Raw genomic sequence first — 24,763 nt, forward strand, 5'->3', positions numbered from 1 at the left:
TCAAGAAAATAGAGACTGCCCGCATACGCAAGGCCAAGAACACCATACCCAAAATAACTATGATCAGCAAAGCAGCTATATGTGACAAATGTAATTTTTACTACATAAAAATATGCATTATTACTGCAACAAAAAATAGGCCGGCACTTTAAAGTGCCAGCCTACTCAATGGGCAAAAACTGGTTAGACAGATCCCAAGGAACCTGTAGAAAACTGACCCGAAAGCGCAATAGTCCTGTACACCCACGGCAAGATCGGGGCAACTGCAGTGTAGTTAGCTGGGATATGCCCCCCCCCTTCATCCTTGCCACCCACCGCAGAAATCACGCCATAAACAAGCCGCCCATCATGGAACGGTCCGCCGGAGTCACCCGGCTCCTGGTTCCCAACAATCCCTCGGGTCACAACCATCTTCGCATTCCCCAGGCCATCATTATCGTCATAGTGACCAATAACTTCCGCAGTGCCCTTGCTGGAGCGGATAGCGACCAGCACCCCATCCACTGATCTGACTTACATGACCAGTAGACGGAATCTCACCGGAGACAGCACAGCAGGCGCCACAGGCATCGCTTCCGTAGTGTGCACCAAAGCAACATCTGCCCCAGAAGGATGAACGACTACCCTATCAATCTGGTAATCGCCTTCCGCCCTTTCCCCAAGCTTGACGGTTCCATTTTGCTGATCACCCACACAATGCTGTGCGGTGAGCACCCAGTTAGGTGCGGCAACCGATCCGCTACACAGACCAGAGACCAAAACCTTAGCTGCCCAAGGAGTATCCACGGCATCATGGCCACCTTCGACAGCTCCAGCCACCGGCACTATCGACGTTGACACAGCGCAGGTAGCCACCACAGGTAGCTTTTTGAAAAAATTCACAACTCCATCTAACTACATCAAAGCAAAGATTACCTAATTTCTCAGCATACCCGCATAAAACATGACCTAGCAACCAACGTTCCATGCACCCAGAGCATCCACTTCAGCACCTACCCTTCAGTCATGGCTACCGCCACACCTCCTCACAACTGGAAAATCGATGCAGAATCACACCACGCCCAAAGGTCTGCCCATGAAAGCTCTACTTCAACGCACATCGCCACAGCACAGTCCCGCCAATTGAGAACCAAAACTATCAGAAAAATCTGTAGAAAATAAAGTTAAGACTTGTATCCCAGAAAGCAAAGACTACAATCTTAGTAGTGCTTAAAACACAGCTACCTCATCGGCACCCAGCTAGACTGGTCGCCATTGGGTTTCTCGCCACGATCGCAGTCGGGTCTGTGCTTTTATCCCTGCCATTCGCATCAGCGTCACACCACTCCACCTCCCTACTCACCTCGTTTTTTACCGCCACCTCAGCTGTATCAATGACTGGACTGGCAGTAGTTGACACCAGTTCCCACTGGAGCGGCACTGGACAAGCCGTAATAATCGCGCTTATCCAGATCGGCGGCTTCGGAATCATGGGCCTTACCTCACTAGCAGGGATGATCATCACCGGCCACATGAGTCTGCGGTGGCGCGTTACCGCAACAGCGGAAGGGCGTTCCCTCACTACCGCCAATGTTAAAAAAATACTCATCGCCACCTTTTTCCTTACAGTTTTTTGTGAACTCACCACGGCGAGCATCATCGCAACACGCATGGCCATATCCTATGGGAAATCTTTTCATGAAGCACTATGGTCTGGAATATTCTATTCAATATCTGCTTTTAACAACGCAGGGTTCGCCCTCGAGGCAGACAGCCTCACCCGCTATGTTTCCGACATATGGATCATCATCCCCCTATCCCTATCTTTCATAATAGGAGGAATAGGCTTCCCCGTCGTAATTGAGATCATCGACAAAATAACGGCTTGGCGGAAAACCGGAAGAAAAACATCCAACCGCCTTTCTCTAACCGCAAGGATCTCACTTACCGGAACGGCAATCCTCATAGCAGCGGGAACCATGATGGTAGCAAACCTTGAATGGGCAGGAGCACTACACCACTTGCCCGCAGGGTCGAAAATTTTAGCTGCATTTTTTCAAGGAGCCTCCCCCAGGACCGCTGGTTTCAATTCCATCGACTACGGATCCATGCACCCCACCACTTTGATGGGCACCGATATCCTCATGTTCATTGGAGGAGGGTCCGCCGGGACAGCAGGAGGCGTAAAGATAACAACCTTTGCCATTCTCTGCGCCGCCATGATAGCCCAATTCAAGGGGCACCAAGATACCACAATACATGGAAGAAAAATACCCAATGAAGTTACACGACAATCACTAACAGTATTCGCCGCCGGAATCATTTCTGTCACAATCTCCGTTGGCCTACTAAGGGTCCTAGAACCTCAATTTTCTGCCGACCAAATTTCCTTCGAGGTCATCTCAGCATTCTCCACAGTGGGACTATCAACAGGGATCACTGCCAATCTTTCCGGCGCTTCCCAAATCATCATCTGCGCTTTAATGTACCTCGGCCGCATTGGTCCCATAACACTCGTAGCTTCTTTAGCAGCGAAGTCCTCACAACGACAGTTCTCCTATCCTGAAGAAAGGCCCTTCATTGGCTAACTTAGGCAAAATTCTCAGCCGCCATAACAAAATTGACCTCGACTCCGTCATGGTCATTGGGTTAGGACGCTTCGGCTCTGCCGTTGCCGATGAATTAATCAGCCACGGGGTTGATGTACTAGGAATCGATACCAGCACACGCATCATTCAAGAGCATCGCACACAGCTCACAGAAGCAATCGTAGCCGACACAACCGAAACTGAAACCTTGGTTCAACTAGGCGCTTTGAACTTCGACAAAGTTGTGATCGGCATTGGCAGCAACCTGGAGGCCTCGATCCTCACCGCATCCAATTTAGTCGAACTTGGCGCAAAGGATATCTGGGCAAAGGCCGATTCCGATGCGCACGCACGTATCCTTAGCCAAGTAGGCGTACACCATGTCGTCCGACCCGAGCGTGAAACAGGTCGTCGCGTTGCTCACCTCCTTGCCGGAAAGTTCCAAGAGTTCGCAGAGTTCGACAATGACTATGGGATGATCAAGATGGTCCCTCCCAAGTTCCTCCGCACACAGAGAGTCGATAACGGTTACCTCATACAAAAGTATGGTGTCCACATCGTATCAGCCAGGGTTAACGGAGTATGGGGACCTGTCCAACCAGGCGCCACGCTCACAAAAGACGACCTCGTTATTCTCGCTGGTAAACCAACAAAATTAGAGCAGATCCCTGCCCAGTGAACCCGACGCAGCCTCTAAGGAGGCAAGAGTAAAGCCCCCAGAAAAATCGCAACACCAACACGCTACGTTCATACAAGTCCCTGCTTCATTTGCACATGAGCCAACCGTTAAAGTAACGTAGCATGCCAACGTCAAAATATACCCAAAGAAAGAGGATGCCTCCATGGCACGTAAGGAAGTTACTCAATTCTTCGATGATCTTTCCGGCAACCCCCTCAGCGCAGAAGAGGTTCAATCTGTCATCTTCGGAGTGGACAACGACACATACATCATTGACCTCTCCGAGAAAAACGCCGAAAAATTCCGCGAGACCCTGCAACCCTATATCCAGGTAGCTCGTAAGCATGTCGCCCCCACTCAGAAAATCCGTCGCACCCGTGGTGTAACCACTAACGGTCGTGCACGCGAGATTCGTCAGTGGGCAATTGACCAGGGCAAGGAAATTTCCCTGCGGGGCAAGATCCCTACGGAAATCATCGAGGCGTATGACGCCGCCCACAAATAAATAGAGATTCTATATTTCATGAACAGCCCTGCTCAACACCAACCAGGCGGGACTGTTCATGGAGCATCTGAGCTTGGTTGATTTGTTTGAGCGGTTCCCCAATCAAGACGCGGCGAGGGTGTTCCTGGAGACTCAGCGTTGGGGTGGGGATCGACTGGTCCCAGACCTACAACGTGCCACTTGAAGCGGTGCACGTGCTGTTCGCCGAGGTCACACCCGGAGCAGACGAGCCGTGCTGCTGTGAGTGCTTCTTCAAGGCAGAAAGCAACTGAGCCTGCACCCACGTCAGAGGCACAGGCTCAGCCAGTCGCAGTCAGCCCTTCGTTTAGTCTTGGACTGTTAAAGCGCGAGTCATTGATGACAAGATACTGATACCTGACCCCTTATCAGCCATCAGAACCTTCATTTCTGCTTCCATCCGTGCCCAATCGGGATCACCAGTTGCATCAATCGGCAATCGAATAATTGCCGATTTCATATCAGAAAGCTTCCACTTGTCGATATACGCATACCCCGATCCAACTTTTTCAATTATCGGGGCAACAAACAAGAGTGCAGATGCCGAAACGTCCGCCTTTGGATAAAGCACGTTCACGTCATCCGTGGCCCAGAACGGAACTGGCTGATAAAACGTCGTTCCAACAGGACCATTGTAGCACACCGTAAGAACCCCACCGGGGTGTACCTTTTCCTCATTGCCGATGTAGTGGGTAATCCCGTTGTTGAACTGAGATGCTCCAACATAAGGGATCTCACCAGGGAAACGCTCAACTGTCGTCAGTCGTGAGCCTTTCACTACATCGAATAGCTCATCGATTTGGAACTCGCCCCATTCCGAGGTGTCAATCTCGCGCGGCTTCAATTCATCGAGCGTCACAAGAGAATCAAGTTCCTTCTGTTGCCCTCTCATACAGTTGCGCATCGTTTGCTCCATGAGCGCCCAATCAGGCTCAGCATTCTCTGTTTGAGGGAGGAAGACAGTCTCTTCCTGAAAAACTTTTCCCGTCCTCTTCCACGCAAAGCTGTAGTTATAACGTTCAATGCTCTTATTCAAGCAGGCGACGAGGAATAAGCCGTTCCATTCGTTCAAGCGGTGATGATATGCCAACTGGAGATCGCTGCTACCTACGAAATCTACCGGCTGATATGTATTCCGCCCGATACCACCATTACCGTTGCTAATAAGTGCAATACAATTACCCTTACTCGTCAAGGCTCCATCTTGGTCTTCAACTAGACGAACAAAACCGTTGTTGGCAAAGCTGGCTGCGATGTAAGGGACATCTCCATCCATGTAGGAACCGGCACCGCTACCACGTCCACGCTCGATGCGCTCAAACAAATCAACGACGCGAAATTCACCCCACTGTGATGTGTCAATCGTCGTCACTTGAGCACCTCCATGATAATGGCATCAGGATTTTCGCTCACGTGCGCCGAGTAGGTGGCAATCATGCCGACCTTCTCACGCAGAGCCTTGCCATCCAATCCGCGCTGGAATATGGCATAGTCCATCGCCGCACGCGCAAGGTCTTCTTCATGTAGCTCAAACGGCTTGACCGGAGCCTGCCAGCTCAAGCAGTCATCCGTGCTATTCCACTGCCCCGTACCGTAGCGGCTATCGTCATTACGCTCGATGGCATCGACCCAGTAATCCTCGATCGCAGGCCACTTGTTGTACACGTCATGGCGCCCCTTGTTCTTGACTGTGATGAGACCGTCTTCCTCGATGTTCATCGCAAAGAATTTCTTGTCTCCTTGTGGAATACCCGCCTTAAAGATGAAGATCGAAGTTGTCATTCCAATGCCAAAGAACAGGTTCTCTGGCATCTTCACGACCTTCATCAATTGATGATGGCGCAAGATCCGCGACATCTGCCCCTTCGAAGTCTTCTCAAGCTTCTTATCAGGCAGGATGAACCCGCACAGCGTTCCGCGATCAACGCTGTCGAGCACATTTTCCACGATGATCATGCAGCCAAACTTGTTCTCATACGGCGGGTTCATCATGATCTTGGTGGCCTTCGTTGCCTTAATCCAGTCACTTGCAGTTTCTGTGCGTGCGTCCATGTGTGCAAGATTCGTCTTACCATCCTTGTGGATGAGCATGTTTGCACAGGCGAGAGCGAAGATCTCACGGTCGAACTCCATGCCGTAGAGCTGCTCACGCTTAATCTGGCGTGCCTTGCGTGTATTCGCACCACCAGCTTCGCGCATCATATTGCTCATGGCCTTCACCAGGAACGACCCTGAGCCAGCGCACGCATCGAGGATGCGGTCATCCTTATTCACGCCTAGCAGACGGTACATAAAGCCCGTCACGTGATCAGGTGTGAAGATCTGACCAGATTCGCTCTTCTTCTTGTAGCGGTTGAACTCGTTGAAGAAGATGGCCATCACATCTTCGCCGTCCCATGCGCTTGAGTTAATCAAACCGGAGATCTCAGTGACCCAATCGATAAAGTCTCCGATGAGATCAGTCAAGCGCCGCACCGCCCTCAGATCATCCTCATCAGTCGACACATTCATCTTGATCTCGGAGTACACATCCGACAAGAGTTGCAGCTTCGAGTTCTGCTCCTTATCAGCGCGAATTGCCTTATTGAGCGCGTTCAAAATCCCTGTGTGGAAGTCTGCGTAGTCCATCCCGCGCACCAGCACCGCATCGTAGCGCCGTGCAACCAGGGCGCAGGCAGTGAAAATCATGCGGTGATAAAGATTCTTGATACCGAAGTCGCCGTGTAGCGAGTTGTTGATGCGCATCGTCAGCTCGTAGATGCGCTCCTTGTCGATCGGGCGTTCCATGAGCTTCTCGAAGTAGTACTCTTTGGGCTGCAACTCATCGGGTACCTCAAGAGAGCGGCCATTCACATAAGCGCGGGTGCGTTCACCGTCGAAGACGATACCGATGACCACGTCATATCGCGTGCGCATAACGTCGCAGTACTTCTCGACTTGGTTGCGCAGCTCAGGTGCATCAATAGCCATAGCGTCAGGCGCCTTCGTCTCCAAAGCCAACGCCACAAGCCCTCGATCTGCTGGCAGATACCAACCATCAGGCTTCAGCATCACTCCTTCACCATGAAAACCAAGAGTCTTCATCGTCGTAATCTGACCAACGCCAGCCTTCGCTGTCTTTGGATCCACAGACTCGAAGCCAAGGATCTTGCCTGCATACTCCCGCACCTGGTCTTCAGTCTCAAACCGTGGCATCTGTCTGCTCCTTCTCGGCATACGCGCCGACTCCGTTCAGTGCGTCGAACACCCTGGTGGGGGAGAGCCCGCCACTCGCGCAATCTCGCACACACGGCAGAGGGCCTTCCTTGTGGCGTATGGTGGTGCGATCACGACGCCACGTGACAGGGGTGGTCATAGTATGTCATAGACATTCAGCAGCATATCTGGTTCGGTGAACGCTTAATCAAGTCAATCAAGCTCGGCTGCTTCATGGACTCGATGCTAGCCAATACCTACTGGTGAGTTAAATATATAAGTCCCATTTTTATACCTCCAGCCTAGAGCTTAGAGGTTAGTCCTGTCCTCAATTCGACTACGCTGCCGTCCTCCATGACGTAGTCTTCACCCTCCTGGCAGACTTTGCTATGGGAGCAGGCCTCAGTGCGCTCTTGCGCGCGGTAGTGGTACGCAAGGCAGGGGAAGCGCACCGCCAACAGATTTATCAATTACGCCAAACAAACTGGGCACACAATGGTCACCGCTGAAGGTGGTCGCGAGGACGGCTGGCAGGTCGCCCAACTCCGCGAAGAACCTGGACTGCTCACTCAAACCCGCCGTCTCGACCAAATCCCCGATACGGTACGCGATGCCCTGACGTTTTTCCCAGAGCTAGCGTCCTCCCCTGAGACTGCCACTATCCTTGTCGAGGTCACCGACGAGAACGAACAAAAAGCAGCCGCAGTCCGAGAAAAGCTGCTGCTGCCGCCCGCATGCGAGAAGAAGCCACCCAAGCAATGCGTGACACCGTCCACGAACTCTCCAACAACGGCATTTCACTCATCGACATCGGCACTCTCCTCGGGGTCTCCTACCAGCGAGCGCAAAAACTTGTCGCCGCGTAGCCCAGACACAAACAATACGCCCCAGATCTTCTGGGGCGTATTGTGTTTTGACCTGTGGTTGAGATACAGGCTTAAAAAGCACTGGTACGGTCATTCTACATGCCTGGGCGTACGTCTCCACATCCCATCTTTCGCGCAGGGCTCCTCGAACTCTTCATCCCCTCGGCGGCGCGTAGTTTCCTACCCTGCTGCTAGATCCGCAGCACGCTGGTGTGAGACGCCTAGAATCCTTCCCATATCGCGGATCGAATACCCTTCTCCTTTAAGCGCTGCCGCTACGCTGCGCTTCGCCCGCACGGCCTCTCGCGTTGCTTCATCAGCCTTACTTTGAAGTTCATCCGCCTGATCCTTGAGATGACGAACTTCGTCTGGGAGTACCGGAACAACATCAAGATCAAACTCCGATTCATCAAGACCAGATTGATACGCCACGGCCTCGCGCACTTCAGCATCAGCATGGGCCAGGCTGCGTGTCTGGGAGACAACTCCCAGCTCTGGTACCTCAAGAACCCATACTGAGCTTTTACCTCGTTGAGCGGTCACTGTGAAAGTTACCATCACCGCCACCATCCTTTACCCAGTTCGTGTGCAAACTGATCAAAAAATTTCCGAGCTGTCAGATCATCAATCTCACGATGACGTCCCAGCGTCTTCGTAGTGCTACCTACTCGGTAGGCATCGTGACGACTCAGCGGAATCTCCTCAAACTCAAGCCCACGACGCTTTGCTTCTGCCTTGAGTTTTTTGATGACTGCTGACCGCTTCATAGTTTTAGTCTACACAAAAAGACAAATTCCGTCAAGTGAGAAAGACAGTTTCACTAGCCGTGCATCGATAAGTTTCCCGTGAATCACCTAAAACAGCTGAGGTTCGGGAGGCTCGCACGCTTGCTGGTATGTCGATAGATCCCATCCATTTCGCACTGCTTCTCTCACCCTCCGTGACCGAGCAACCCGATCTTGTCCTGCCCCAGGAATGTTCCCCATGTGACGGCCAGTGCGGACTGCGTAGGAGAGGTTTTCCGACTGCGTGGAGACTACGACATGACCAGGCCCCGGGCGCACGCACAGTGGCTCATTACACTGATGCTCCGCCACCATCCCTGGCGGGATAATGGCACCGTAGGCCATTAGAGAAAAACGGTGCGCTGACATCGTGCACTGCTTCCCACCTCGTTGCCAGGTGTACCGGCCGTAGCCATCAGGAGTAGAGATACCGCCTACCCAGATCCAGCAGTGCTCGGTGACTACTACGTGTGAGTAAAAGCGCCGTCTATCCGCCTCGGTAATCTCCAAATGCGGCACGATGCTCACGCGCGAGGCATTCCGCGATGGACTTCCTGGCGTTGGGAAGTGGTCTGCGAGGGGGAGGGAAAAGCGCGAGCTGTGACCAGGGAGTCCCCACGAGCTAGACTGCGTTCACTGGACTGTAACTCGCAGTGGAAAAAGATTGATTCGCGGCCGGGGTGTCCTCGGTACCGCTGTCGCTGGTCTGAAGTTCTTCAGTTTCCTCAGCGACATCTTCTTTATGTGCCTCAGTAGATGATCCCTCTGCAAGTTCCAGCAGCGCCTTACGCTCTGACGCCTTAAGACCAGTCTCCCGTGCGAGAGCACGCGGCCGTACAACCTCTGAAGCTTCCTTCAGCGCCCGCCCCACCCCCACACGGGCCTGATGAAGTTCCGCTAAAGCCGCATCAACCTTCGCCAGCGCTACCAACTCCGGTTCACGGTCAGCCAACGCTTTCTCACGCCGAGACGCCAAAGCCAACTCCAGACGCCTCTTCGTCGTAGCCATATCAACAACACCTTTCCTCATACCCCACAAGCACACAAACCTCAGCCGCGCACCGGAGGGGAAACCAACACCAACCTCAACACCACCACATCCAACACACACAAGCCTACCAAAACTGTACTCAAATCATCGACAAAACTCGATCCAGCCGCCAACAACACCGACGCAAACCTACCCCCGCCACACCTCCAGCATTCCACAAAAGACAAGTTCAGACACCCACTAGCAGTCGCGCACCCTGTGCGCGAACCTAAAAGATGCACACACCTCTTGCACTATTACTCCTTGTACTATGATTAGCTCATATGATGTCCATGAAGAAGCTCACCGCTGGGGACGGGTACCTGTACCTCACCCGGCAAGTTGCTTCTGCCGATGGACGCCGTCAGGGCCAAGCTTTGGTGGATTACTACTCCGCGCATGGCATGCCAGAAGGTACCTGGTGGGGCAAAGGAGCTGCCGCACTTGGCATAGAAGGAGTCATCACTGAAGAGCAGATGGCAGCAGCTTTTGGGGAGTTTCTGCACCCCAACGCAGATGAAAAAATCCCTGAACTGCTCAAAGATGGCCACCGAATCCCCCAAGCAATCGATGCAGTTCGGCTCGGAAGACGAGCCCCAAACTTCAACAAAGAGGTACCGTTTCTTGCTGAGTTCGCAGCCAGGAAAGAAACATTTATCCGCGCACACGGCAGAGTCCCCACCACCGAAGAACGCGAGCACATTGAAACACTCATCGCTAAAGACATGATGGAAACCGGGCATCATGACCCTGCTGAAGTGCGGTTTTTCATCGCTGAACAGAAGCGCAAAGCACACCACGCAGTAGCAGGATACGACCTGGTTTTTACTCCCATGAAGTCGGTATCTGTGCTCTGGGCAATCGGAGATGATGCCACTCGCAAGGCCATCATGCGCGCCCACCACGAAGCAGTAGATGACACGTTGAGCTGGATAGAAGACAACGCTTTGTACACCCGAGCAGGAGCCCAGGGGGTCAAGAAGTTGGACTGTGAAGGCATGATTGCTGCAAAATTTGTGCACTGGGACAACCGAGCAGGAGACCCCAACCTGCACACACACTGTGCGATTCTGAACCGAGTCTTGTCCGAAGGAAAGCACCGAACCATCGATGGGACTGTCCTGTACCGGCACGCAGTGACCGCTTCAGAACACTACAACAACCGCGTGAAAGAGCTCGTGGAACAATACGCAGGCGTGTCGTTTTCCCCTGTAGAAAAGCGCGGAAAACGCCCCGTATGGGAGATCAATGGCATCCCAGAAAAGCTCATGGACGCCATGTCCAGACGACGCGATGTGCTCGCTAAGCAGCGTGAACTCATCGAAAACTACCGCGCAAACTACGGCCGTGAGCCCTCGAAATCCGTCCAGATCAAGCTCGCCGAACAAGCCAATCTTGAGACCCGAAGTGCGAAAGCAGAACCGAAAAGCCTCAAGGAGATGGTGGCCGGATGGCGCAAACAGGCAAACGAAATATCCCAAGACTTCACTACTGCGAGTGTCCTGAAGGATGTGTTTTCCAGCAAGGATAGGCAGCACGAACGGACCATGTTCTACGATCCGTCTCGTGATGATGACATCTCCTCACGTGTACTTTCTGCAGTGGAAAAAAACTCCTCTACCTGGACTTCTATGCGTGTGGAGTCAGAGATCTACCGACAAATCAGCGCTTATAAGTTCGCCAACCTAGAGCAGAAAAAACAAGCAGTCACACGCCTACTAAACCTCACCCTTGAGGGAAAAAGCATCTGCGTAGACCAGCGAGAGATCATTCCCGGTGGACCGAAACGGCAAGATGGTGAGTCAATTTTCGTCTCTCACGGTTCACGTAGATACACCAGTGAGGGCATCATCCAGGCGGAACAACGCCTCACCAATGCTGCATCTCAGTGGCTCGTCAACACCTCAACCGAAGAAAATCTTGCTCAAACACTGACCTCCTTAGAGGAGAAAAACGGTTACGCTTTGAGTAATGAGCAGACAGATTTTGTACGCCACCTGCTGTTTTCCCCTGCACGCATCGCGGTCGGTATCGGGGCAGCAGGAACCGGCAAAACCACTGCTATGGAGGCATTTGCTCGAGCAGTCGAGGCTGACGGGCGCACAGTTGTAGGCCTTGCACCGTCGGCAAAAGCAGCAGAAGTTCTTGGGGAATCTCTAGGAGTCGAGGCACAAACCTTGGCCTCGCTCATCACCAAAGCCAGCCATACTGCACAACCTGAGCCCCCTCATCAGGGCACCGATGAGCCACGAAAGATGCTAGGTTCCGGCGATGTTCTGCTTATCGATGAAGCCGGTATGGCCTCGACAAAAGACCTCGATGCAGTCTTAGCGTACGCCACGAAGGTCGGCGCTTTCGTACGCATGGTAGGCGATCCTGACCAACTTGCCTCAGTTGATACCGGAGGCATCCTCGAAGAAATCGCTACCCTTACTGATGCTCCCGTGCTTCGAGAAGTACGCCGATTCAAAGACCCAGAGGAAGCAGCAGCCACCTTAAAACTGCGCGACGGTAACTCAGAAGCACTAGATTGGTACTTCCACAACGACCGTATCGTCACCGGCCTTCGTGAAGAACTCCCCGGTGCAGTGTTCCAGGATTGGTGTGCTTCCACCGCCAAGGGCAACACCGCAATCATGATCGCCGGGGATAACGTAACCGTCGATGCCCTCAACGAAATGGCCCGGAACCACTTCATCGACACCGGCATCGTGACCCCAGAAAAAGGGGAAAAGGAAGTCGAGATCTACCATGGGCGGCATGCAGCGCACGGCGATGTGGTCGTCACACGTGCTAACAACGGAAAGATTCGGTTTGGGTACAACAACGCCCACCGTGTGAAAAACGGTGACCTATGGACAGTCATCAAGACACATAAGGACGGTGGTTTGCGTGTACAACACCACGAGACCGGTAACGTCGTAGAGCTTCCCGCCAACTATGTGAAAGCCAATGTTGAGCTAGGTTACGCCTCAACAGTGCACCGCTCCCAGGGCATGACTGTGGACGAATCCTTCTTCCTCCCCTCCCCAAAAATGGACCGCCAAGGCCTCTACGTGGGACTCACGCGCGGGAAGACTCTCAACCGTATCTATGTTCCCGATGATGAAATACCAGACCTTGATGATCACTCTCCACAGATGCAACCACCATCCGCACGTGAGGTTTTAGAGTCAATTCTCACCCGTGATGGACGTTCCGTGACCGCGCGTGCCATTCTTGAACAAGCAGACGCGCCATCCGATTTTGCTACCTTGTCCTTGGTCTATACCGAGCTAAGCAACCAACTTATCTGTGACACCGTGGCTGATTCCGCTCACCGCGCAGGCTATGAACAAGCAGCAGAATTATTGCGTGATGATTGGCAAACTCCACGCCTTGGTTCTGCGCTTGCCACCATAAACCAACAACGCTCGGATAACACCACGCTGCTAACCGATGCCATTGAGCGTGCATGGCATCGATTCGAGGAAGAACGTGCAGATAATAAGGAGGACTGGATCGTTGCCCGCGACAATGACAATACTGATTCCCCTACTGAGTCTTTAGCGTTCCTGGTGCGGATGGAGTTATCAAACGCTCTAGGAGAGGACTCCTCCCCTATCACCAGCGATGATGATCTATGGTCAATCACCGGCCTCAACCCGCCACTAGCACGAGACGAGAGCATGGATCCTGAGATTCATCAGGCAATGTCCCATGCTGCTCAAGGGATTCTCCAACGACTTGAGGAAGCCGCAGATCACGCTGTTGCTCATCACCCCACGTGGGTGACAGCCATCGGTGATTACCGCCCCGAGGACGAGGACTATCACGAAAAATGGGTCCACGCAGTCCGTCTCATCGCCGCAGGTCGTGAAATTGGCGATACTAATGCTCTTGCAATCGGCCAACAAGATATCGTGAAGGGCACTGCCTACCACGATGTTATCCAGGCCGTTCGACGTGCAGGCGAGCGATCACCTCAAGCACGATACGAGTCTATGGGGCGTAACGAGCTAGAACGCTTCCTGCAGCACTGTGACAATAAAGCGGCTCAAGTGGCATCGCAAGCAAAGGCGTGGGAAATGCGAGCAAAAACCATTGATCAGGTCCGCCCCCATGAAGAAGCAGTTCGTACTGAGCGACTCGCCTGCCTTGAGACAGCAGAACACGCCGCTCCGATTATCCAATCGCGGCAAATCGTTTCTCAATACGATCAACAAGTCGCAGCCGCACAAGCACAGCTACAGGCCGCACATAAAGAAGGAATCTTTACCCGTGGGAGGAAAATCAAGGATGCCACCACCTATCTCGAGGCTGTCACCGCAGCACGAGATAAGGAAGCAAAATTTTATCAGCACTTATGCCAAAACTCTACGCTCAGTTTCGAAGAGATTGAGAAAGCAACCGCACTGGCCCACAACGATGGACATTGGGCAAGGCGTTTCCAGCAAGCGCAGCGTCAAGACCAAGAAATCGTGGATCAAGCATCACAGAAGGCAAGAAAACTGCGTACCGACGAGGGGCTATGGCAGCAACGTTCCCATAGGATCGCCGACAAGCTAGAGGAAAACCGCCCTCTGACGCATAAGGAAGCTCAGGTGTACATCCAGAAAATTAAAGAGATCCTTAACAGGAAACCTCCTGCAGGAGTAGCTACAAGCCTCGATGGCAGTAACCCCTATAGCCTAGATGCTGCAGACGATCTCGTAGCACAACTTGCAACACGAAAGGCCTCCCCGCAGGCAACCCCAACATCTAGACAAGCTTCCCATCAGCAACGCCATGAACTCCACACCGAGAATGATATGGAACTATAAAAGAAAATTATAAACGAAATACAACCCAGATACATACACATCAACGACTTTAACGTGCACCGCCCAACCAATCTCTAACCCTGCAACAAGGAAGAATTTCCAGCTACGCCATGATCGATAAAAAAGATTGGGATTCATATACTTGACTCACCACTAGACGTTGACTAGCCTTGAAGCAATGAAGCGGCTGAGCGTGATTGATCTGTTCGATCATTTCCCCACCCAAGATGCGGCACGAGTACTTTTGGAGGCTCAACGCTGGGGAGAGAATCAGCTCCCGGACGTATGCCCTGTGTGCGCGACTGAGGAAACCACGACAGCGTCAACTACTCAGCGAAACAGTTCGTTAGTAGCATGATCCACGCCAACGGTATTGAGTTCTTTGGCCATTACTCAAGCGTGGAATCATAGGCGTGTACCATGCTGCGAGCCTCGACCATCTTCAACGCTACCTTGCAGAATTCAACTTCCGACTCTCTCAGTACCGCATGAGCCTAGAACAACAAATATCTGATATTCTAGCCGTGATGATGGGAACAAGGACTACATATAAGCAGGCGATAGGAAAGGTAAGGGACATGGACGAAAAGAAAAAGGAGCGAGCGCAGGCATGTACTGTTGTACAGCGCACGATGGCATTATCGCGAACCGTCTATAATGTTTTCATTAGGCCTTAATTTAATTCGTGGAGGTTCAAATCGTGGTGCGAAAAAGAGGCAGACCGCAAGACTGACAACCCAACACCTTGCCAACAAGGGTGTGGAAGGCATCTTCGGCGAGTTGGCTCGAAGTCATGATCTCAGCGTTGGGGACGTCACTACAAAGGTGATGGAAATGTTACGAAAAGAGTTTCCATCAATGGAGTTTCGTAAGAGACCTGCAATGACCAAGGCAGCAATCAACAAACGCCTGCACGAGATCGATGGACGACTAGGCCAAGAACTATTTGTCCGCAAGGCTGAAATACGGCCCGATGGCGGCATAATTGAAGTAAAGGATGACCACGGCAAATGGCGAGTCGTGCTAGTCACAGAGGCTAAATATCAAGGTAAAGATGTTGAGAATATCAAAGCTGGAACCCTTGTAGGGAAAAACAAAGACCAAGACATCATGGCAGCGGGCAACGCAATCGAACGTTCTCACAAGAACATAAAAGAGGTTGCTAATTACATGCTAGGTGAGAAGCATTTCCCGTATGTTCTATTTCTTGAAGGTTCAAACTTCCTCACGGAAACTATCATGGTGGTTCGACCAGATGGACGGAAGGTAGAACTGGAGTTTAACTCTAGTAATCTAAATCGGATCGATCGTCTCACTGCTGCCAATTACTCGATGCCAATTAATACAAACTTATGCAAGAACATTACAGTCACTAGCCGTGGGCAGGCAATAATGTTGCAAGCCACCTCAATCTATACACAGGGTCACGGAGAAGAATGAAATGCTGACGAGATGGCTGCCGTTATGCTGGACGTGGCACATACATCACTAAAGATACTGGCTAGTGATTTATTTGAGATTATGACTGGACTTCCAACCGAAGAGGGGGATGAATGACCCGAAATGTAGATCGCTCGTTGTTGACGAAGGCGAAGAAAAACAAGAACGATGAGTTTTACACTCAAAGAGTTGATATCGACAAAGAACTTCAACATTACCAAAGCAAGTTCAGAAATAAAATAGTCTACTGCAACACAGATAATCCTCTTGCTAGCAACTTTGTTAAATATTTCATCGACAATTTTTCTAATCTCGGCTTGAAGCGCCTCATTGCCACCGGCTATGCCGCGAACGATGGGGAATGTGGAACGTATTTCTCGTACACTGGCAGCCCCGATGAACTCGCTGCTTATGAAGCAGGAAACGTACAGTATTTGCATGGCGACGGAGACTTTCGAAGCAGCGAATGCCTTTCTCTTCTTCAAGAATCAGATATCGTTGTCACGAACCCTCCATATTCCTTACTTCGCGAGTTCATTAGTCATATGGAGTCTTTCGATAAAGATTTTCTGATTGTCGCTACCGTCAATGCCATTACGTACAAAGATGTATTCCGTCTGATCCATGCTGGGAAGATTTGGCTTGGTGTTGGTTTAGGTCGAGACATCTCCGGTTTTATCGTGCCAGAATGGTATGAACTTTATGGGACCGAAGCGAGAATAAATGACCGTGGCGAAAGAATCGTATCGACAAACAACAGCCTGTGGTTAACTACGTTAGACTTTGAGCGGCGCCATAAAGATATCCCGCTCGTGAAGACATATAAGGGAAATGAGTCTGATTATCCACACTATGACAATCTAAATGGGATAAACATCAGCAAGACCAAAGATATTCCTTCTGACTGGTTCGGACTCATGGGCGTTCCAATCACTTCTCTCCATAAGCACAATCCAGAACAGTTCGAAATTGTACGATTTCGCAAGGGGGATGATGGAAAAGACCTTCGCATCAATGGTAAGCAACCGTACTTTCGCATCATCATCAAGCGGAAGAGTGGACAATCTTCCGATCACCAATGTAACGACGCCGCTCTTTCATTAAGAAACAGTGGGTAAACGGCGCTGTTTTGATCGTCAAGACGTGGAAAGGCCCCTACCGCAGTAGGGGTACCATAAATTTTTACTTCTCCTTTTCCCTCTCTCGTTTTCGTTACCTGCATTAGGTACTGCTTATAGGCACTACATATGAATGCCTGTTCTGGCAACAGTTTCGATAAAATTGGCGACATGACCCCAGCTAGGCGCACCGAACGCTACGAAGCAGAGCACACGACCACGCGGACCTACCGGACTAACTTGCGCCGGATCCGCGAGATGCTTCGCCTCACCCGCGACGAGGCCACGGCCCGCATGGACCCCCTAAGCTCACCTCTGCGATGCTTGCACGCGTTGAAACAGGCGAACGTGGCCTATCCGTGGAAGAACTGGTTCAGCTAGCAGTTGCATACCAAGTCCCCCCGACAGCGATTCTGACCCCCTGGTCAGAGGACGATACAGCCAAGCCCCCAGTGCTCTCTGGCGCGGACTACAAGCTCCCCCTCAAAGATGCCCAGAACTGGACACTTAACTACGAGTACCCTCCCTTCCCGAGTGCGGTCACCCGCTATGACTCCGCCATCCAAGGCGCAATCAATGCTCGCCTCTATAAGAACCCCGCCACACTCCTAGCGCTATCAAACGACCCCACCCCAGAAAACTATGAAGCTCTTGCAGTGAAGGAAATTGACCTCTTCCTTGAACCACTCACGCAAGCCATCGAAAACTTCTATAAAAAAGTCACAGACTACTGCGGTTTCGACCCGCGACCCCACTTCGACGGCTTCGTAGAGAGCGAGAAGGCTGGGTACTGGCCAGACAGCATCGATCCCCTACTCCTCAAAGCGGTTACCACCGACCCTACAACCGCCATCGCCGAGCTCGAAGGGCAAAAAGAGCAGGTCGAAGAACTAAAAGACGTCTACCTGAATGGTTACGGCCAGGACGCTGTCTACTCCACCATCGAATCCTTAAGAAGCTTCCCCGAGACCGTGGAGCAGCGATGCGCAGGCATCGCTCGACGAGCTCTGTTGGGAACGTAGCGAAGTGCCCCGAAATAGGCGTAGACCGTTTCGTTGAGTCCGATCTGCCCATCAATACCGTAGTCACGCAACGACCAATACGGAGGCGATGTCACCACGGTCTGTACGCTATTACCTGGCATTGCAGAGAGAACATCCAGAGCGTCCCCCTCGATGAGAGCACTCGCGCCATCGGGACACAAAAGGTCATCGTATGAGGAACCGAGTCGATGCTGGCGTACGTCAAACATAGGCGATCGCAGTGGGCGCACGTGTCCAGATTTGGGTTGTGTGGGTTGTGCGTTGGTGATTTTCATACCTCCAGCCTAGAGCTTAGTCCTGTCCTCAATTCGACTACGTCGCCGCTCCTATGACGTACCCTTTGCTGTGGGGGCAGTCCTCGGTGTGCTCTTACGTGCGGGGATGTTCACTGAGTCTGCGGATGGCATCATGCCTATTTTAGTGAATATCGGAACAGATCAATGAAGCTCATTTCATTCATAGATCCGAGGCTAGTCAATACCTAGTGGTGAGTCAAATATATAAGTCCCGGAAAAATCTACCCCACCGCCGATAGGAATTTCCCGGCAATACCTACTACGTAGCATCCTATACCAACCGAAACACAGCAGTGCGACTCCCTAGCACATGGAATCAAGGTAAAAAATCCAAGATATTCACTACAATACACTTAGCCATCTTTCACCAAAAGAGGAGATATAATTGCTTCCCACAGGTATGAAAATACCAGAACAGGGTAGTCAAAATTTCACCAATCAACAAAAGAGGAGCTGCTACCGGCCTGTAGGAACAGATAACAACCCCAAACGAATCTTAGCACAGCACGAGGTCACAGAATATTCTCAGAATCCTGTTCCAATGCTTCATCAAGATCATGATTGAATCCACTTAAGCTTTCATCTTTTTCCTGTGGCACTGCAATAGCCTCCGGTAGAGCCATCTCATCGAAACCACCAGCAAACTCAGCCGCAGCCACCAATTCCTCATCAAGACCCAAGAATGCAAAATCTTGCGCCATCTCCTCCATCGTCACTGGCTCCACTTCCACCGCATCAAGGACATCATCACCACCTGGTGTCTCCTCTAAGAAATTCTCCACATCCGCCTCCACCACATCCCACCGCGCCTGTTCAGCAAGCCCCACATCATTCATGCGCTCCTCCAACACCCCCGCCAGCATCGCTGCACCAGCTGTCACCGCCACTGTCGAAGCAACCTCACTGCCTCGGGAACCATAAGACTCGTGATACTCATCCTCCTGCTGGCGTACAAAGGAAGCAGTCTCGGGCAAATGCCGCCGCTCAAACTCCCTCGCATACACCTCCCGACGAGGATCCCCTACCGCATAACCCCGCCGAGTAACCTCCCCCAACAGCGCACCCGTCGTCATCCGCGCCGCCATATTCGGCCCCGCAGGAACCAACCGCGCCCGCCGCGCCTGCACCCGCTGACTGACCACCGCGCGCCGCAACATCCGCAACGCCTCAACCATCTCCCGATCAATATCCCGCGTACTCACCTTCTACAACCTCCTAAACCTCATCCAACGAACCATCAAGCGGCGCACACCGCAACGGCATCGACGGCGTATCCTCCCGCTCACACTCGGAAAACACCCCACCCGGACGCTGCAACACCCCCATGTGATAATCCCCATGAACACGCAAAAACGTCTCCACATACGTCCCAGGCTCTTCTAAACGCAACTGCTCAAAACGCTTCCACAACGCTGTCAAACGCGTCACTGCTTCCTTATGCTTCCACCACTGCGGCGCCCACCGAGTATCACCACCAGCCACACTCGGATACATCACCGCAATAAACTCCTCCACAAAGTGATACACAGTGGGATACACCAACCCCTCCTCTGTACTCACAGCTGCGCCCCCTGATTCCCATCCACAACACCAGCGCTCTTCGAGCCCAACAACGCTGTTACCTCCCGCGACCACGACCGATCCCACCACGGCTCCAACGCCACAATCATCGGCCGACGCTTCGTGGCAAACAACACCACCCGCCACGCCTCCATCGCCGCGATCTCCGCCACCGTCAAAATCTTCTTCTCCCGCACCTGCTGCGACACCGAACGCCCCTGCCGCGAACGCGACACCGACGAGGTCACCTGCTCATAATCACCAATCAACGCCTCCACCTTGCCCAACAACTTCTCATCACGAATACCCCCACCCACCATGACCACACCAGCGGCCGACCACAACAACTCCATCCCCTCCCGGCCCCACACCTTCTCGCCTTGCATATACGACTGCAACACCGTCATCACGATGATCCCCCGCGACCCATAATGCGAATACACCTTCGGCATCTGCGGCCACTGCACCACATTCGCCGCCTCATCCAACGCCGCTACCAACGGCACCGGCAACCGACCCCCACACAACTCCCCATACTCCTCCGCAGCCTTCATCACCGCCACCGTCAACGCCGTGGTCAAAGCCGCAGCATTATCCGCCCCCTCCTTCGACAACACATACAACGTCCCAGACCCCTCACGCACAAAATCATCAGGAGAAAACCGTCGAGCACCCGCCTGCGGCGTCACCCACCGCACCGCCTCCCGCCGCCCCAACGGTGCCGCCATCTGGGCTGCCTGCGAGAACAACCCCGAGCGCGTCTTCTCCGTAATCTGATACGTCCCCCGCAGCGCCGCGTGCTGCTGCCCCCACTCGGGGTACTGTGACAAAATACGGACAGGTGTTTTATCCTTCTCGTCATTCACCCACAAGAACACATCACTGATCGGACGGCCGTCCAACGCCGCCGCCAACAACAACCGCGCCAACAAATCACGGCCACCATCCCGGAAGTACCCATCCCCAGAATCATTCTCCCCCCGCGCCGCGCACTTGAAAATATCCGACAACTCCAACGCCGCCGCATCCATCACTGCTTCATCTCGCCGGATCATCTCCAACGGATCAAAAAACCACGGCTCCTGCTCCAACCCCACCGCAATACGCTGAGGATCAAAGACGAACACCGCACCCCGGCTTTTCATCAACTCCACGGTCTCATCAACAATATCGCGCTTATTCGACGTCGTGACCACCACACCCGGAGCATCCACCATCGCCGGAATCACCACCGCCGTGGACTTACCCATACGCGGCCCCATGAGCACCAACAACAAATCCTCCCAGGTGGAAAACACCGACTGCTTACTACCCGGAATATGCCCCAACCGCAGCCCAGGACAACGATCCATCACCTCCCGAGAAAACCACTGCCGCCCAGCCTTCTGCGCCGCCGCTTTACTCATCGAAGCAATATCCTTCGCCGACGCCAACTGCGCCGCCGCGGCATCTACCCGCGTACGCCTCCCCACACGCCGCCGATGCACCATCCACACCACAACACTGCCAACCACTACCAGTGTCCACAGCACTACCAGCGTGGCCACCGCAGGCCACGCCCACCACACTGTGCCCTTGACAAACCCCATAATCAGCGTGATCGGATTCCACGGCACCTCCGCAGCAGGCATGCCTTGCCCGGTAAGAACAAAGCCCACCTTCAAACTCATCGACGCCGAGAACGCCAGCACTCCCACCACGCCAATCAGCCCCAGCAAGAACATCTGCTGGGGATCCTGCCGCCCAGGTTGCCTCACCCGCCGCACATTCCGATCACTCATCAGTAGCCACCAACTCCGTCAAATCGCGCTCCTGCCACCCCATAAACCCCGGAGTCTGCGCCATCGTCAAAGCCCGCTCATCTGCCTCATCGACATGAACCACCACGGCAACCCCCATTTTCGCGCCCGTCGCACGCAGCTTCTCCTCATCCAACTGCGGGCACATCGTCGTTACATGCAACCGACCCACCTCATGACCACACGCCTCCAAGGCCTTATGCGCCATCCACACAGCTTTCTCCGCGACCGACTGCTCAGCCGACACTAAATCCCCAGCCTGCCGAACCCGATCCTCATCATGAAACGCGCCATACCACACCGGATCATCCTCCATATCCACAATGGCAAACGCCCCCTCCCCCGAATCTTTATCCTCTTCAGCAGCCACCCACAACCACACCTCTGCAAGATCATCACCCATCTGAGCTAACTGCTCAGCACGCTGCGCATTCTCCCCCTCAGCCCGCGCGAATGTTTCCTCACGCACCTGCACATAATTCACCCGAATCTTCACCAACGCCCGCTTAAAAGCCGCAAAATCCGACCCATTATCCCACCCCTGCTCTACCGCAAACGCACGCAACTTACGGTGATCACGCTGTTCCCGCAGCATCACACGATGCTCTCTGACCACCGCATCAATCTCCGCCCAACGGTTTTTCATCGCCTCGGTAATAGCCATCTTTTCCACCAATCCTTCTCTCTCGTCCGTATCCCATAACCCCCACACCAGGGATATCCCGACCCCTAGTACGCCACATCCGTGATGTCATACGCACCAACTCGCCAACGATCCTGCTCATAGACCACATCAACCTCTGCAGAAAAACGCGAATACGGTGTAGTCTCACCACCAGGGTGATGCACAGTTTGCTCCACAGTGGCATCCACCACACCACTGTGACCATCACTGCTCATCTCCACCGACTCCGGGGTCACCACAGCAACAACCTCATCACCAGATGCCGCCCACACCGGCCACGACGAAGGCATCGCTTTCGTCCCCATCTCCTTACCGCGTGCCTGCTCCAACTGCGCCCGCCACGAATCCGTCAACTGATCACCAACCCGCAAAAACCCCTCCAATGTCGACTCATCAGTAGCAGGTTTCCACGACAAACCCGCCACCATCACCGACACCGCCGCCCACTGCGGATCCTCCGCCACCGGATCAATCTCTACATGATCATCACTGCCATGATCATGACCATGCTCATCAGACGACTCCCCTAAAAACCCGACCATCGCCCACGCCCCCACACCCACCATCGCCACCACCAAAACCACAAGAACAACCACCTGTACCCGAGAAAACTTCATAACCCCTCTACTCCTTCACATCTTCCTTGTCATCATGTTCTCCTGCATGCCTCTGGTCAGCTACCTTGCCGGTAGCCGCCGTAAACTTCTCAGCTTCCTTCGGCACCACCTGAACATAATTAAGAGTCTCTTTAAACGGCGGGACACCACCATGAGCCTGCACCGCACCAGGACCAGCGTTATACGCCGCCAACATCAACTCCGTGGGATCACCAGAAATCGCCCCCGAAGCTAAAAGCGGTGCCTGATCCTTAGCAATCCCACACAAATACCTCGCCGCCGCCATCGTGGCATCCGCCGGATCACTCGGTGACCCCGAACCCGCAGGGCCTGCCACCTGCCCCTGCTCATCCACCTTGGCCCCCACCGACGCCCACGTTAAAGGCATAAACTGCGCATACCCCTGCGCACCTACCGGCGAGACCGCATCCGCGTGAAACCCACCAGATTCGTGATACAACAACCCCGCCAACAACGGCGACGAAACCTCACGACACACCTGACCACCCAGACCAATCCACTTCACCAACTCCGGCGGGATCTGCGCAGTATCCAACCCCTCATCCGGGTGAACACCCACCCCACCACACCCATCACCCATACGCGGCGAAGACGATCCCCCCTCCGGTGCCGGAGCAAACTCATGATCAGGGCCAGGAAAACCACCACCCACCGTAGTGACATGCACATGATCAAAATGATTCTGCGTCGGAGACCCACGATCCTCCATCACATTGCCCTCACCCTCCGACGGGATATACTCCTGCCGCCAGATCATGTACTCAATATGGAAATCCTCACGGTTGGCATACAAATAATCCCGAATCTCATCACCTAACCGCCGCCCAGCATCACCATCCCAACCCGGGATCATCACATCGACTGCACGCCCAGACGGGTGATCCGGGAACGGATCATACGGCCGCCACCCACCAATCGTTTCAATCTCAGGGAACCGCTGCGCCACACTCCGCGCGACCCGAATCGCATCCACCTGCAAATGCTCTTCATTAGCAATCTTCTCCGACGGGGCCAACACCCCACCAGAACTCCGCCGAGACCCATCCCCCGGCTGCGTCTCCTTGGTAGGAGCATCCTCCTCCGAGGAAGGTGCTTTCCCCGGCCCACCCGTGCCCGGTTCCACAGCCTTGTTCAACCACGGCACCGGATCCACATCCTGGCCACCACCAAGCCGCGATGGCTGCCAGACCTCAAAGTGCAGATGTGAACCCCCAGGACCAGGAGGCGACACCTCACCGTTATAACCCTCATGAGCGATATGCTGACCCGCTTTAACCCGATCCCCCGCTTTTACCAAAACATGCTGCGGGAACATATGCCCATACACCGTCGAAAACGTCTCCCCACCATACTCATGATCAATCACAATCCACTGTCCAAAACCCGACGCCTCACCTGCGGCCACCACCACCCCATCGGCAAACGCATAGATCGGAGTACCTGCCCCTTGCGGAATATCCACACCCCGATGATCCGGGCGCTCAGGAACCCGCCACCCAGAACCAAGATGGTTCATCGCATTTTTCTCCGGCAAGGAAAACTCCCCCTCAGGCACCCCACCAGATAACGACCTACCACGACCACCATCAACACACTGCTCTGGTGTGTCATCGACCCCGATCACCGCTAAAAACACCACCAACACCACCACCACACCAATGGCAACCGCGACCACTTTCCGAGATGTTTTCACCCCACACCCCCAGAAGAATCCACCCCACAAGGTGTATGCCCCAG

Annotated in this window: 20 protein-coding genes and 1 pseudogene; 8 read left to right on the top strand and 13 right to left on the bottom strand. The window is 53.3% G+C overall.

The genetic code is table 11. The features are described 5' to 3' along the window. Positions 1-183: 183 nt before the first annotated feature. Together Cocul_RS13125 and Cocul_RS13130 are read right to left on the bottom strand one after the other, a co-directional pair. Positions 184-411 carry a trypsin-like serine protease gene (locus Cocul_RS13125; RefSeq protein WP_425388776.1) on the bottom strand — a complete coding sequence of 76 codons (228 nt, stop codon included), beginning with the start codon at positions 409-411 and terminating at the stop codon, positions 184-186. A 102-nt stretch (positions 412-513) separates the two neighbouring features. Further along, on the bottom strand, positions 514-882 hold the full coding sequence (locus Cocul_RS13130) for a trypsin-like serine protease (RefSeq protein WP_082422159.1): 369 nt from the start codon (positions 880-882) through the stop codon (positions 514-516). Positions 883-1,205: 323 nt separating this feature from the next. On the opposite strand from Cocul_RS13130, the gene Cocul_RS11730 reads away from it, so the two are divergent. From Cocul_RS11730 to Cocul_RS04095, 3 genes are all read left to right on the top strand, one after another. Beyond that, positions 1,206-2,567 carry a TrkH family potassium uptake protein gene (locus Cocul_RS11730; RefSeq protein WP_082422160.1) on the top strand — a complete coding sequence of 454 codons (1,362 nt, stop codon included), beginning with the start codon at positions 1,206-1,208 and terminating at the stop codon, positions 2,565-2,567. Further along, a complete protein-coding gene (locus Cocul_RS11735) occupies positions 2,560-3,246 on the top strand; it encodes a potassium channel family protein (protein WP_245622105.1) in 687 nt (228 codons plus the stop codon). The genes Cocul_RS11730 and Cocul_RS11735 overlap by 8 nt, the downstream gene beginning before the upstream one ends. Before the next feature lie 163 nt (positions 3,247-3,409). Further along, a complete protein-coding gene (locus Cocul_RS04095; protein ID WP_055122059.1) occupies positions 3,410-3,751 on the top strand; it encodes a histone-like nucleoid-structuring protein Lsr2 in 342 nt (113 codons plus the stop codon). Positions 3,752-4,076: 325 nt separating this feature from the next. Here Cocul_RS04095 and Cocul_RS04100 read toward each other — a convergent pair whose 3' ends face one another. From Cocul_RS04100 to Cocul_RS04120, 5 genes are all read right to left on the bottom strand, one after another. Beyond that, entirely contained in the window at positions 4,077-5,141 is a 1,065-nt protein-coding gene (locus Cocul_RS04100) for a restriction endonuclease subunit S (RefSeq protein WP_055122060.1), read from the bottom strand. Then, a complete protein-coding gene (locus tag Cocul_RS04105; RefSeq protein ID WP_055122061.1) occupies positions 5,138-6,964 on the bottom strand; it encodes an HsdM family class I SAM-dependent methyltransferase in 1,827 nt (608 codons plus the stop codon). The genes Cocul_RS04100 and Cocul_RS04105 overlap by 4 nt, the downstream gene beginning before the upstream one ends. A gap of 1,046 nt (positions 6,965-8,010) precedes the next feature. Next, complete coding sequence (locus Cocul_RS11740) at positions 8,011-8,388, bottom strand: hypothetical protein (protein WP_169786399.1); 378 nt, start codon at positions 8,386-8,388, stop codon at positions 8,011-8,013. Beyond that, complete coding sequence (locus tag Cocul_RS11745) at positions 8,388-8,597, bottom strand: ribonuclease PH (RefSeq protein ID WP_082422162.1); 210 nt, start codon at positions 8,595-8,597, stop codon at positions 8,388-8,390. Before Cocul_RS11745 ends, Cocul_RS11740 begins: the two co-directional genes overlap by 1 nt. Positions 8,598-9,237: 640 nt before the next feature. Beyond that, entirely contained in the window at positions 9,238-9,624 is a 387-nt protein-coding gene (locus Cocul_RS04120; RefSeq protein WP_055122063.1) for a hypothetical protein, read from the bottom strand. A gap of 314 nt (positions 9,625-9,938) precedes the next feature. Between Cocul_RS04120 and mobF the strand changes: the two genes are divergently transcribed. The 5 genes and pseudogenes from mobF to Cocul_RS04150 all read left to right on the top strand — a co-directional run bounded on the left by mobF (position 9,939) and on the right by Cocul_RS04150 (position 18,027). Beyond that, positions 9,939-14,447 carry a MobF family relaxase gene (mobF, locus tag Cocul_RS11755; RefSeq protein WP_160318487.1) on the top strand — a complete coding sequence of 1,503 codons (4,509 nt, stop codon included), beginning with the start codon at positions 9,939-9,941 and terminating at the stop codon, positions 14,445-14,447. A 395-nt stretch (positions 14,448-14,842) separates the two neighbouring features. After that, positions 14,843-15,124 (top strand): annotated as a pseudogene (locus Cocul_RS13135) (hypothetical protein); the annotation flags it as partial. A gap of 82 nt (positions 15,125-15,206) precedes the next feature. Next, a complete protein-coding gene (locus Cocul_RS12785; RefSeq protein ID WP_245622106.1) occupies positions 15,207-15,887 on the top strand; it encodes an EcoRI family type II restriction endonuclease in 681 nt (226 codons plus the stop codon). 113 nt (positions 15,888-16,000) lie between these two features. After that, a complete protein-coding gene (locus tag Cocul_RS11770) occupies positions 16,001-17,005 on the top strand; it encodes an adenine-specific methyltransferase EcoRI family protein (protein WP_082422165.1) in 1,005 nt (334 codons plus the stop codon). A gap of 320 nt (positions 17,006-17,325) precedes the next feature. After that, positions 17,326-18,027, top strand: coding sequence for a hypothetical protein (locus Cocul_RS04150; protein WP_150114360.1), 702 nt, complete (start codon positions 17,326-17,328; stop codon positions 18,025-18,027). An 829-nt stretch (positions 18,028-18,856) separates the two neighbouring features. On the opposite strand, the gene Cocul_RS04155 is transcribed toward Cocul_RS04150, so the two are convergent. The 6 genes from Cocul_RS04155 to Cocul_RS04180 all read right to left on the bottom strand — a co-directional run bounded on the left by Cocul_RS04155 (position 18,857) and on the right by Cocul_RS04180 (position 24,701). Further along, complete coding sequence (locus tag Cocul_RS04155; RefSeq protein WP_055122070.1) at positions 18,857-19,546, bottom strand: hypothetical protein; 690 nt, start codon at positions 19,544-19,546, stop codon at positions 18,857-18,859. A 13-nt stretch (positions 19,547-19,559) separates the two neighbouring features. Continuing rightward, positions 19,560-19,904, bottom strand: a complete 345-nt coding sequence (locus Cocul_RS04160; protein WP_055122071.1) for a DUF4913 domain-containing protein — start codon at positions 19,902-19,904, stop codon at positions 19,560-19,562. Beyond that, positions 19,901-21,685 (bottom strand): type IV secretory system conjugative DNA transfer family protein, encoded by a 1,785-nt coding sequence (locus Cocul_RS04165; protein ID WP_055122072.1) that lies wholly within the window; start codon positions 21,683-21,685, stop codon positions 19,901-19,903. The genes Cocul_RS04160 and Cocul_RS04165 overlap by 4 nt, the downstream gene beginning before the upstream one ends. Further along, positions 21,678-22,367: a hypothetical protein gene (locus tag Cocul_RS04170; RefSeq protein WP_055122073.1), complete on the bottom strand. Its 690-nt coding sequence runs from the start codon at positions 22,365-22,367 to the stop codon at positions 21,678-21,680. Before Cocul_RS04170 ends, Cocul_RS04165 begins: the two co-directional genes overlap by 8 nt. 65 nt (positions 22,368-22,432) lie before the next feature. Continuing rightward, complete coding sequence (locus Cocul_RS04175; RefSeq protein ID WP_055122074.1) at positions 22,433-23,005, bottom strand: hypothetical protein; 573 nt, start codon at positions 23,003-23,005, stop codon at positions 22,433-22,435. Positions 23,006-23,012: 7 nt separating this feature from the next. Continuing rightward, complete coding sequence (locus tag Cocul_RS04180) at positions 23,013-24,701, bottom strand: VldE C-terminal domain-containing protein (RefSeq protein ID WP_245622107.1); 1,689 nt, start codon at positions 24,699-24,701, stop codon at positions 23,013-23,015. Positions 24,702-24,763: the final 62 nt, after the last annotated feature.

Origin of the sequence: Corynebacterium oculi, from assembly GCF_001412105.1 — a bacterium.
In the GTDB taxonomy this organism is placed as follows: domain Bacteria; phylum Actinomycetota; class Actinomycetes; order Mycobacteriales; family Mycobacteriaceae; genus Corynebacterium; species Corynebacterium oculi.

Excerpts from the sequence above, each read along its gene's own strand:
- Cocul_RS13125 (WP_425388776.1), bottom strand. The coding sequence starts at position 411 with ATGGTTGTGACCCGAGGGATTGTTGGGAACCAGGAGCCGGGTGACTCC.
- Cocul_RS04095 (WP_055122059.1), top strand. The coding sequence starts at position 3,410 with ATGGCACGTAAGGAAGTTACTCAATTCTTCGATGATCTTTCCGGCAAC.
- Cocul_RS04105 (WP_055122061.1), bottom strand. The coding sequence starts at position 6,964 with ATGCCACGGTTTGAGACTGAAGACCAGGTGCGGGAGTATGCAGGCAAG.
- Cocul_RS11740 (WP_169786399.1), bottom strand. The coding sequence starts at position 8,388 with ATGGTAACTTTCACAGTGACCGCTCAACGAGGTAAAAGCTCAGTATGG.
- Cocul_RS11745 (WP_082422162.1), bottom strand. The coding sequence starts at position 8,597 with ATGAAGCGGTCAGCAGTCATCAAAAAACTCAAGGCAGAAGCAAAGCGT.
- Cocul_RS04120 (WP_055122063.1), bottom strand. The coding sequence starts at position 9,624 with ATGGCTACGACGAAGAGGCGTCTGGAGTTGGCTTTGGCGTCTCGGCGT.
- mobF (WP_160318487.1), top strand. The coding sequence starts at position 9,939 with ATGAAGAAGCTCACCGCTGGGGACGGGTACCTGTACCTCACCCGGCAA.
- Cocul_RS11770 (WP_082422165.1), top strand. The coding sequence starts at position 16,001 with ATGACCCGAAATGTAGATCGCTCGTTGTTGACGAAGGCGAAGAAAAAC.
- Cocul_RS04150 (WP_150114360.1), top strand. The coding sequence starts at position 17,326 with ATGCTTGCACGCGTTGAAACAGGCGAACGTGGCCTATCCGTGGAAGAA.
- Cocul_RS04165 (WP_055122072.1), bottom strand. The coding sequence starts at position 21,685 with ATGAGTGATCGGAATGTGCGGCGGGTGAGGCAACCTGGGCGGCAGGAT.
- Cocul_RS04170 (WP_055122073.1), bottom strand. The coding sequence starts at position 22,367 with ATGGCTATTACCGAGGCGATGAAAAACCGTTGGGCGGAGATTGATGCG.
- Cocul_RS04175 (WP_055122074.1), bottom strand. The coding sequence starts at position 23,005 with ATGAAGTTTTCTCGGGTACAGGTGGTTGTTCTTGTGGTTTTGGTGGTG.